The sequence below is a fragment of the Mesonia oceanica genome (assembly GCF_902499555.1).
GTDB classification, from domain to species: domain Bacteria; phylum Bacteroidota; class Bacteroidia; order Flavobacteriales; family Flavobacteriaceae; genus Mesonia; species Mesonia oceanica.
This window is the reverse complement of the sequence record NZ_CABVMM010000011.1, coordinates 168,559-178,336: the sequence shown is the minus strand read 5'-3', so window position 1 is coordinate 178,336 and position 9,778 is coordinate 168,559. Positions and strand designations below refer to the sequence as shown.

The 9,778-nt window shown below is 34.3% G+C and carries 8 protein-coding genes; 3 read left to right on the top strand and 5 right to left on the bottom strand.

The window, feature by feature from the left end:
- Window positions 1–160: 160 nt before the first annotated feature.
- Window positions 161–2,212 carry a dipeptidyl-peptidase 3 family protein gene (locus tag FVB9532_RS14400; RefSeq protein ID WP_150545871.1) on the bottom strand — a complete coding sequence of 684 codons (2,052 nt, stop codon included), beginning with the start codon at window positions 2,210–2,212 and terminating at the stop codon, window positions 161–163.
- Between the two features lie 91 nt (window positions 2,213–2,303).
- Between FVB9532_RS14400 and FVB9532_RS14395 the strand changes: the two genes are divergently transcribed.
- Window positions 2,304–3,377 carry an SRPBCC family protein gene (locus tag FVB9532_RS14395; RefSeq protein WP_150545870.1) on the top strand — a complete coding sequence of 358 codons (1,074 nt, stop codon included), beginning with the start codon at window positions 2,304–2,306 and terminating at the stop codon, window positions 3,375–3,377.
- Complete coding sequence (gene crcB / locus FVB9532_RS14390) at window positions 3,377–3,742, top strand: fluoride efflux transporter CrcB (RefSeq protein ID WP_150545869.1); 366 nt, start codon at window positions 3,377–3,379, stop codon at window positions 3,740–3,742. Before FVB9532_RS14395 ends, crcB begins: the two co-directional genes overlap by 1 nt.
- Window positions 3,743–3,759: 17 nt before the next feature.
- On the opposite strand, the gene FVB9532_RS14385 is transcribed toward crcB, so the two are convergent.
- Window positions 3,760–4,164, bottom strand: coding sequence for a hypothetical protein (locus FVB9532_RS14385; protein ID WP_150545868.1), 405 nt, complete (start codon window positions 4,162–4,164; stop codon window positions 3,760–3,762).
- Between the two features lie 146 nt (window positions 4,165–4,310).
- Here FVB9532_RS14385 and FVB9532_RS14380 point away from each other — a divergent pair, with 146 nt between their 5' ends.
- Window positions 4,311–4,565, top strand: a complete 255-nt coding sequence (locus FVB9532_RS14380; protein ID WP_150545867.1) for a hypothetical protein — start codon at window positions 4,311–4,313, stop codon at window positions 4,563–4,565.
- A 287-nt stretch (window positions 4,566–4,852) separates the two neighbouring features.
- On the opposite strand, the gene FVB9532_RS14375 is transcribed toward FVB9532_RS14380, so the two are convergent.
- The 3 genes from FVB9532_RS14375 to FVB9532_RS14365 all read right to left on the bottom strand — a co-directional run bounded on the left by FVB9532_RS14375 (window position 4,853) and on the right by FVB9532_RS14365 (window position 9,397).
- Window positions 4,853–5,494, bottom strand: coding sequence for a DUF1684 domain-containing protein (locus tag FVB9532_RS14375; RefSeq protein WP_194716558.1), 642 nt, complete (start codon window positions 5,492–5,494; stop codon window positions 4,853–4,855).
- 66 nt (window positions 5,495–5,560) lie between these two features.
- On the bottom strand, window positions 5,561–5,758 hold the full coding sequence (locus tag FVB9532_RS14370; protein ID WP_150545866.1) for a DUF1328 domain-containing protein: 198 nt from the start codon (window positions 5,756–5,758) through the stop codon (window positions 5,561–5,563).
- Window positions 5,759–5,944: 186 nt separating this feature from the next.
- Window positions 5,945–9,397: a methylmalonyl-CoA mutase family protein gene (locus FVB9532_RS14365; RefSeq protein ID WP_150545865.1), complete on the bottom strand. Its 3,453-nt coding sequence runs from the start codon at window positions 9,395–9,397 to the stop codon at window positions 5,945–5,947.
- Window positions 9,398–9,778: the final 381 nt, after the last annotated feature.

The following is a 9,778-nucleotide window of genomic DNA, read 5'->3' as shown; positions in this document are numbered from 1 at the left end:
TATAATGTCCTGATGAAGGTAAAACCCAACTTTTAACCTTTAACTAGTTAACCCAATATCACTAAAACTTGCTTTAACCCTAAAAACAACCAAAAAAAAAGACCGCCCAAATTGTTTTTAGACGGCCTCTTTATTTTATAAGCAACAATGACCTGAAATATTAATTCTCTTCTGGTAAGAAGCCATAATTTTTAGAATACATCATCATTTGTTCTTCAAAGTTTTCTGGCTGTGTAACTTTTATAGTTTTAATCTCTCCATTATCATCCATTTCAGGAACTAAAACAGGATTGATAAATCCGCTGTATGGAGCCGACTTAAATTTCTTGTTTCTTTCTAAAACTTCTTTATGGACGTCTTGATCTACTTTTACACCATAATTTTCTACTAAGTCTCTCGCTGCTTCAAAATCACCTTCAGACTTGATGCGCTGAGCTTCTCTTAATAATTCACCAAACAACTCACGTAAACGCTTGTAATCTTTAATTTCAAAAGAAGTTTTGCCATCCACGGTTTCTTTTACGATAACGCCTTCTTCTTTTCCTTTTTCAAAAACCCAAGCACTTACCCATTGGCGGTTACGCATGTGAGCTTCTTCAATATCTTTCCCTAATTCAATTCGGGTTAATTGCGTCATTAATCCGTTTCTAATATAATCGTTGTAAGCTGCTTTACCCAATTTTTCATAATCATCGGTCAAACCAAGTTCTTCTAGTTTTGGATCCATTAAAAAATAAAGTCCTACTAAATCTGCACGGCCTTCTTCCATCGTAGAAGCATAATTTTTCAAAGTTTCTTTGGTCTCCCCTACTCCTGGATTCAATTTACCAGAGGCGTGGCCAACTACTTCGTGAAGTGCTGTATGCAATTTATCGGCTTGAGCACCATATTTTTCTGAAAGTTGAATCTCTTCTTCATCGTGAGCAAATTCTTTCAACTTATCTGAACCACCTGCATTTTCATAAGCGTGGATAATATTCCCTAAAGAAACCGATTTACTACCATGGGTCGTTCTAATCCAGTTCGCATTCGGTAAATTTACTCCAATTGGTGTGCTTGGGGAAGCATCTCCAGCTTCTCCGGCAACAATAACCGTTTTATAAGTTACTCCAACTACTGAATCTTTTTTATGCTCGTCCATAATAGGCGAGTTATCTTCAAACCACTGTACATTTTCTTCTAAAACCTGCATTTTTTTCGACATATCAAAATCTTTGATTTGTACGATGGTTTCGTAAGAACCGCGATACCCTTTTGGGTCATTATAAACTTCTATAAAACTGTTAATGTAATCAATGTTACCTTCGGTAGCTTCCACCCAAGCTACATTATAATCATCCCAAGTCTGTAAATCTCCGGTTTTGTAATATTTTATAAGAAGCTCTAAAGCATCTGCTTGTTTTTTATTTTCAGCAACACCTTTTGCTTTTTCCAGCCATTTAATAATTTCATCTATAGATTCACCATACATTCCGCCACTTTTCCATACTTTTTCTACTAACTTCCCATCTTCTTTAACTAATTTAGAATTCAATCCAAATGAAAGGGGATGTTTAGGGTTGGGTGATTTCTTTTCAGCATAAAAAGCATCAACTTCTTCTGCAGTGATGTTATCGCCATAAAAATTAACGGCAGAACCTTTAATCAAACCTTTTTCTTCATTAAGGTTTACTTTTTTCATCGCTTTATCGTTAAATAAAACGTCGAAGGCTTCACCGGTAAGTTGTGTATTGGTTTCTTTTAAAAGCTTATTTAAGTATTCTTTTGAAAATTCTGGTTTCATCTTATCCATAGAGTAATGGTGATGAATTCCGTTAGAAAACCAAACTCTTTTTAAATAGGTCTCAAAAGCTTTCCAATCTTCTGTAGATTTATCACCTTCGTAATTACTATAAATATTTTCGAAGGCTTTTCTAATTTTAAGGTTGTCTTTATAATTTTGATCCCAAATAATATCACGTCCAGAAAGTCCGGCTTGCGTAAGGTAATAAACCAGTTTTTGCTCTTTTAGAGAAAGGTTTTCCCAACCGGGAATTTGGTAACGAAGTATTTTAATATCGGCAAATTCATCCGCAGTATAATCAAAGTCTTCAGCAGCGACTTTTTCTGTTTTTTCTTTAGAATCTTCAGCTTTTTCTTCTTTTTTATTGTCTTCACAAGAAACAATAAACAGAGATGCCGCTAAAAGCATGGGTATAAATTTAAATTTCATTGTATATAATATTAATTGTTTTTTACAAATGTAATGATTAAGGTTTTGTAAATTGTGTATATTAGCTTAACAAAATTTAACAATTTTTAAAATGAAGATTTTCAAGTACCTATTTTTCTTAATCCTAATTGTTATTATTGGAGGGGCAATTTATGTTGCTACTATAGATGGTAATTACCAAGCTGAAGAAACGATGCTGATGGATGTACCAGCCGCTATGGTTTTTAATGAGGTTAATGATTTTAAAAGTTGGGAAGATTGGGGTCCTTGGAAAAAAGAAGATCCTAATATGGTATTTAACTATCCTGAAAAAACCAGTGGCGAAGGTGCTTCTTATTCTTGGGTGGGCGATAAATCTATGGATGGATCTATGAAAACGGTAAAGGTCATTCCGAATAAATCAATAGATCAGGAAATTGTTATAGAAACCCCTTTTGGAAAATCGCAAAGTGATGTTTATTGGAAATTTGAGCCTGTAAAAGGAAAAACTAAAGTTACTTGGGGAACAAAAGGTCAACAAAGTTTTTTTGATAAAATACACATGCTTACTCAAGATAGTACGATGAGCCAACGCGTAAAACCAATGTTTGAAAAAGGGCTTACGCAATTAAAAGAAAGGCTTACCAAAAAAATGCAACAATATGCTATTAATGTAGATGGAATTACTGAATATGGTGGAACTTTTTATATGTATGTAACTACCGCTTCTAAAAACAATCCAAAGGTATTAGAAAGAAAAATGGAACAACTATTCCCGCAGGTAGCAAGGTTTATGACAGATAATGATATTGAAATGAGTGGAAAACCTCTTACGGTTTATAACCAAATTAACGAGGATTCAGGAACAGTTATTATTTCCTGCGGAATCCCAACCACAAGTAAAGTTGTTACACCACAAGAAAGCGATGTGCTAAATGGTTATATTGAAAAGACAAAAGCTTTAAAAGTAACCTTAACCGGAAATTATACTAATTTACCAGAAGCGTGGGATGAAGCTAATTCTTATTTGGCAGGAACCGATTTTGTAAAAAATGAAGACATCGCTCCTTTTGAAATTTATGTAACAGATCCAGGAAAAGAGCCTAACCCCGCCAATTGGGAAACAGAAATTTTTCTTCCTATTAAAAGAAAAGAAGTTAGTGTCTTGACCTCGGAAAGTTTATAATGAAGCAATTAATACTGGTATTTATTGGAGGTGGAAGCGGAAGTATTGCGCGCTTTTTACTGGGAAAATGGTTGAATAACTCAATAACCGGCATTCCTTATGGCACTTTTTTAGCCAATATTCTAGGTAGCCTACTTATCGGGCTTATTCTTGGATACTTAGCAAAGTCTGAAAATTTATCACAGGAAACCACGCTCCTATTAGCTACTGGATTTTGTGGCGGTTTTACTACTTTTTCTACCTTCGCTTACGAAAGTCATTTATTTTTAAAATCCGGGGATTTTATAAGTTTTACCATCTATGCATTGGCAAGTGTATTGCTGGGTTTTGCTGCAGTTTTTATAGGAATGTGGTTGGTAAGGTAAAAGCTGAGAAAGTAAAATTAAGACTGGCTATTTTCTGTTTCTTTTTGACCTTCTTCTTCTAAAATGATGGTTTTTATGTATTCCCGAAAAGGTTCTTTTTGAAGACAGTCTAAGACTCCTTTTTCAAAATTAGAAAGCACTTTATATTTTTCAGCCGGTTCTTCTGAAATATGCGGATTTTTATATACTTTATAAAGTTCTTTTTTTAGAATTGGAACATCTGCACCCAACAACCAATCTCCTGAAACCTCATCAAAAGTTGCATAAATTTTTTCAAGAATATGAGAACCTAGGTTAGCGTTATTTTTAATTTGCCTTCCTATATAACCGTTACTCAGGCCTACTTTTTTATCAAAACCATTGTAAGACAAGTCGTAATAAGAAATAAGTTCTTCTATTCTATCAATTACTTTTTTTGCCATAACAGGATTTATGTTGTAAAAAACAAAAAATTTACTGTATATTTGTAACTCATTACAGTATGGTTACTGTGATAATAAGTGTATTTACAGCGTATTTGTAGCAAATATAAAACTAATGAATAACAATCTCAAACAGTTGGTAAATTATGATATCAAAAAAAGAAGCTGATGCCATTAAAAAACTCTTTGGGCCCAAGTCTGCCCAAAAATTGGCCACCAAAATCTCTGAAAGAGGTGAAGTAAAAAACCGCAACGGAAACTTTTTTAAAGCACATAGCATTAGGGATGTGCTTAACCAAAAAGCGCACTCTGTCTTAGAAGATGAAATAAGATTGATTTGGAAATTAGAACTGATTGAAAGAGAAAAAATACTCAAAAAATCATCTGACTTGCTCTCATGAAATTTAGCAGAATAAACGATCAATGGAAAATTGAAATTTCTAAACACGAAATTTACATTTTAACTTTATGCATTATCGTTATTGTCTTTGTATGCTGTACCGCTATTTACTACGTTAATGACATTATAGATCTAAGAACTACAGAAAATTGTTTATGCCAGCAGGCATATTCTCGGTAAGTATTTTTGCTTATGAATTTTTAAAAAATATTTGTAAATCTATAGAACAACTTATAAAGAAGACAATTAAAATTACAAACGCCAATTTCTAAGCATTTTAATGTAGCTTTATTTTACATTATCAACCTGTAAAGGTTTTACCCCACGTTTTTTATATTTTTTTACACCTGCTTCAATTTTAACCGGCAAGTCATTTTCTTTGGGAGGAATTGGGCAAGAATAGTTGGCGTTGTAAGCGCAATAAGGATTATAGGCTTTATTAAAATCTAGGATAACTTTAGAAGAATTAGGTATTTTAAAATCTAAGTACCTTCCGCCTCCATAAGAAGTTTCTCCGTTAGTTAAATCGGTAAATGGAATAAATAGATAATCTTTATACTTATCCTCTGAAAGTAGGCGTTGGTTTTGGTATACGTTTAAACTAAATTCTTGGTTATTCAATGAAAATTTCAACTCTCCATATTTCACATAAATGGGTTGCCGCTCAGTAGTGGTGGGCATTACAAAAGGTAGCTCTGAAGCTGTTCTAGAGAAAGTAGCTTCTACTACATATTTTTGATTAATCTCAAAAAAGTCTAAGCTCTCGAAAACCTTTAAATCTTCATCGGTTAAAGGAGATGTTTCCTTTGTGGCAAATTCCTCATTTAAATGTTGTTGAAAATCTACTGCTGTAATTAAACTATCTTCAACTTGTGCAAAACCACACCCCGAAGAAATTATAAAAAAAATAAAGAAAATTGCTTTTTTCAACCCTTAAATCTTTGAGGCAAAGTTAGTTTAGAATTCAGAACAAATGCAATGAAAAAAGAAAATAAATTATTTTTTTACTCTAATTTTCTGTAATTTCTTATTATCTGAAAAAAGACCTTTTGCTAAAAGAGAAACGACCAATAAATCTGTAAAAACAACAAACATTATTCTTAAAAATTCAATGCCTATAAAATCTCCTAGAGCAAATCCGCTAATTCCTGTTACCAATGTCAAAACTAAAAATGTAATAGTATGATCCTTCATCTTTTTTTATTTCAAAGATAACTTGATCATGCTTCAACTATTATTAATAATTTACTAATTGAATTTTATTTAACCAAAACATAATCAAAGCGTTAAACTTTGTTAACTAATTAAAGGGGCAAACAAAAAAAACCTTAATGTAAAATATCACATTAAGGTTTTTTTATGGGGTTACATCTAAATAGTTTACATATTTCTACGGTATTGCCCCCCTACTTCAAACAAAGCTTCAGTAATTTGACCTAAAGAACAAACTTTAGTGGCTTCCATTAATTCTGCAAAAATGTTTTGGTTATGGATAGCAGCATCTTGTACTTTACTCAATGCTTCGCCCGCACTATCTTTATACGTTTCATGAAGTTTCTTCAGAGTGGTTAATTGAAACTGTTTTTCTTCTTCTGTAGCTCTAATAACTTCTCCCGGTGTTACTGTTGGTGATCCTTTACTACTTAAAAAAGTATTCACTCCAATAATCGGGAAATCACCATTGTGCTTTAAGGTCTCATAATACAAACTCTCTTCTTGAATTTTTGAGCGTTGATACATCGTTTCCATGGCTCCAAGTACGCCGCCACGTTCAGTAATTCTATCAAATTCCTGTAAAACGGCTTCTTCCACTAAATCGGTTAATTCTTCAATAATAAATGAACCTTGAATTGGGTTTTCGTTTTTCGCCAGTCCTAGTTCTTTATTAATAATCAACTGAATAGCCATCGCACGTCTTACCGATTCTTCTGTTGGGGTAGTAATCGCTTCATCGTAAGCATTGGTATGTAACGAATTACAGTTATCGTAAATCGCATAAAGGGCCTGAAGCGTGGTTCTAATATCATTAAAATCAATTTCCTGCGCGTGCAGTGATCTTCCTGAAGTTTGAATATGATATTTCAGCATTTGTGCACGTGGATTGGCTCCATATTTATGCTTTAAAGCTTTTGACCAAATTTTTCTAGCTACTCGACCAATCACGGCGTATTCGGGATCAATTCCATTAGAGAAAAAGAAAGAAAGGTTGGGCCCAAATTTATTGATGTCCATTCCACGGCTTAAGTAATACTCGACATAAGTAAAACCATTTGCCAATGTCAATGCCAATTGCGTAATTGGATTGGCTCCGGCTTCAGCAATATGATAACCGGAAATAGACACGGAATAGAAATTACGTACTCTATTTTCAATGAAATATTCTTGTACGTCTCCCATTAAGCGCAAAGCAAATTCTGTAGAGAAAATACACGTATTTTGTGCTTGATCTTCTTTTAAAATATCGGCTTGCACCGTACCACGAACTACCGCCATGGTTTCTTCTTTTATCTTGGCATAAACCTCTTCGGGAAGAACACGATCTCCGGTAACTCCCAATAACATTAACCCTAAACCATTGTTTCCTTCCGGAAGTTCACCGCGATAAGTTGGGCGTTCCAGTCCACTTTCTTTATAAATCGCTTTAATCTTTTTCTCTACCTCTTTTTCTAAGCCATTTTCTTTAATGTACTTTTCACATTGCTGATCGATAGCCGCATTCATAAAGAAACCAAGTAGCATTGGTGCCGGACCGTTTATGGTCATACTTACGGAAGTAAGGTGATGTGCTAAATCGAAACCTGAATACAGTTTCTTTGCATCGTCTAAACAACAAATGGAAACTCCGGCATTCCCAATTTTTCCATAGATATCAGGGCGCTCATCAGGATCATTACCATACAATGTAACCGAATCAAAAGCCGTTGAAAGTCGCTTAGCCGGTAAACCTAAACTCACGTAATGAAAACGACGGTTGGTACGTTCTGGCCCGCCTTCTCCGGCAAACATCCGAGTTGGATCTTCGCCTTGTCGCTTAAACGGATACAGACCTGCTGTGTAAGGGAACTCTCCCGGTACATTTTCCTGTAAAAGCCACTTCAGTAAATCTCCCCAAGCTTTGTATTTTGGCAAAGCTACTTTCGGAATTTGTAAGTGCGAAAGCGACTCGGTATGGGTTTCTATTTTTATTTCTTTATCACGGACCTTGAAGGTATAAACAGGATATTCGTATTTCTTAACGGTGTCTTCCCATTTTAAGATTTCTTCCCAGTTATAAGGATCGAAATCCATTTTTGTTTTGTTGAATTGAGCAATCAATAATTCTACAAATTGTTGATCGTCTTCTTGTTGAACTTGTTCAAGAAGTTCTTCTTCATGTAAACCAGACTTGGTTAAATAAGACTTCTCTACTCCACTCGAAGTGACATTAAGAACTGAAAGAATTGTTTTATAAATCCCGTAAAGTTTTTGAGCTACCTCTACTTGATTTTCTACTTTTTCGTCGTAACCGCGATTATTTTCAGCAATTTCTGAAAGGTAACGGACACGTCTTGGAGGAATCACATATATTTTTTCAGACATTTCATCTGAAATATGATAATCGCTTTTTAAAGAAGTTTCTGTTTTCTCTACCAAGGTATCCATAATCTTTTTGTAAAGATTATTCATCCCTGGATCGTTAAACTGGGAAGCAATGGTACCATAAACCGGAAGTTTTTCAGCATCTTCATGCCATAATTGGTGGTTTCGCTGGTATTGTTTTTTAACATCACGTAGCGCATCTAAAGCACCACGCTTATCAAATTTATTAATAGCTACAATATCGGCAAAATCAAGCATATCGATTTTCTCTAATTGTGTAGCTGCTCCAAATTCCGGCGTCATCACATATAAGGAAACATCGGAATGGTCTAGAATTTCGGTATCACTTTGTCCGATCCCTGAAGTTTCTAAAATAATTAAATCGTATTCTGCAGCTTTTAATACTTCAATGGCTTCTTGTACATATTTGGACAAGGCCAAATTACTTTGTCTCGTCGCCAGCGAACGCATATACACTCGAGGTGAATTAATAGCATTCATACGAATACGATCGCCCAATAAAGCGCCACCGGTTTTTCGTTTAGAAGGATCTACCGAGATGATCCCAATGGTTTTATCTTCAAAATCGACTAAAAATCGACGTACCAATTCGTCTACCAAAGAAGATTTACCTGCACCACCGGTTCCGGTGATTCCCAAAACCGGAGTTTTTATGCTTTTATTTTTCTCGTGAATTTTATCTAAAGTTGATTTTGCGATTTCAGGAAAATTTTCAGCAGAAGAAATAATCCTAGCAATGGCTTTATCATTTTTAGTAGGAAGTTCTTTCAGCTCTCCATTCAATGCATCGCCAATCGCATAATCTGATTGTTGCACTAAATCGTTAATCATCCCTTGTAATCCCATCTCGCGGCCATCGTCGGGAGAATAAATTCTGGTAATTCCGTATTCGTGAAGTTCTTTTATTTCTTCCGGTAGAATTACTCCGCCTCCGCCGCCAAAAATTTTAATATGACCTGCTCCTTTTTCTTTGAGCAAATCGTGCATATATTTAAAATATTCGGTATGACCTCCTTGATAAGATGTCATGGCTATGGCATTAGCATCTTCTTGGATTGCAGTATTCACTACTTCTTCCACACTTCTATCGTGACCTAAATGAATTACTTCTACACCGGTAGACTGAATGATACGACGCATAATATTAATGGCTGCATCGTGGCCATCAAATAAAGAGGCTGCTGTAACTATTCTTACTTTATGTTTGGGTTTATAGGGCTTTGCTTGTTCCATTGAAAAATTCTTAATTTAAGGTGCGTAAATTTACGAAAAAGCTATCAAAATAGAAGTTAATCCTGTTTTGGAATTAAATTATTTAAAATTAGTTCTCTTTGGGTGTTTTTCTCAATTATTAATGACCTTTATTCACTCTGTATATGCTTTAAATAATACCCCTATAATGATTCAAAAATGCTTAAGTTAAGATTTAGACTTTTAACCATTACAGATAAAATAATAACTAAAAATATCCAAAAAAGACGTTTTATGAAATTTTATATATCGCAATATACCCTATATAGGGTATTGTTTGGAGGCTAAAATCATTTTACATTTATAATGTCTTCTTTAAAGAATATTCGTGGGGTATGTTCTTAAAAAGACAAGTTTGTATAA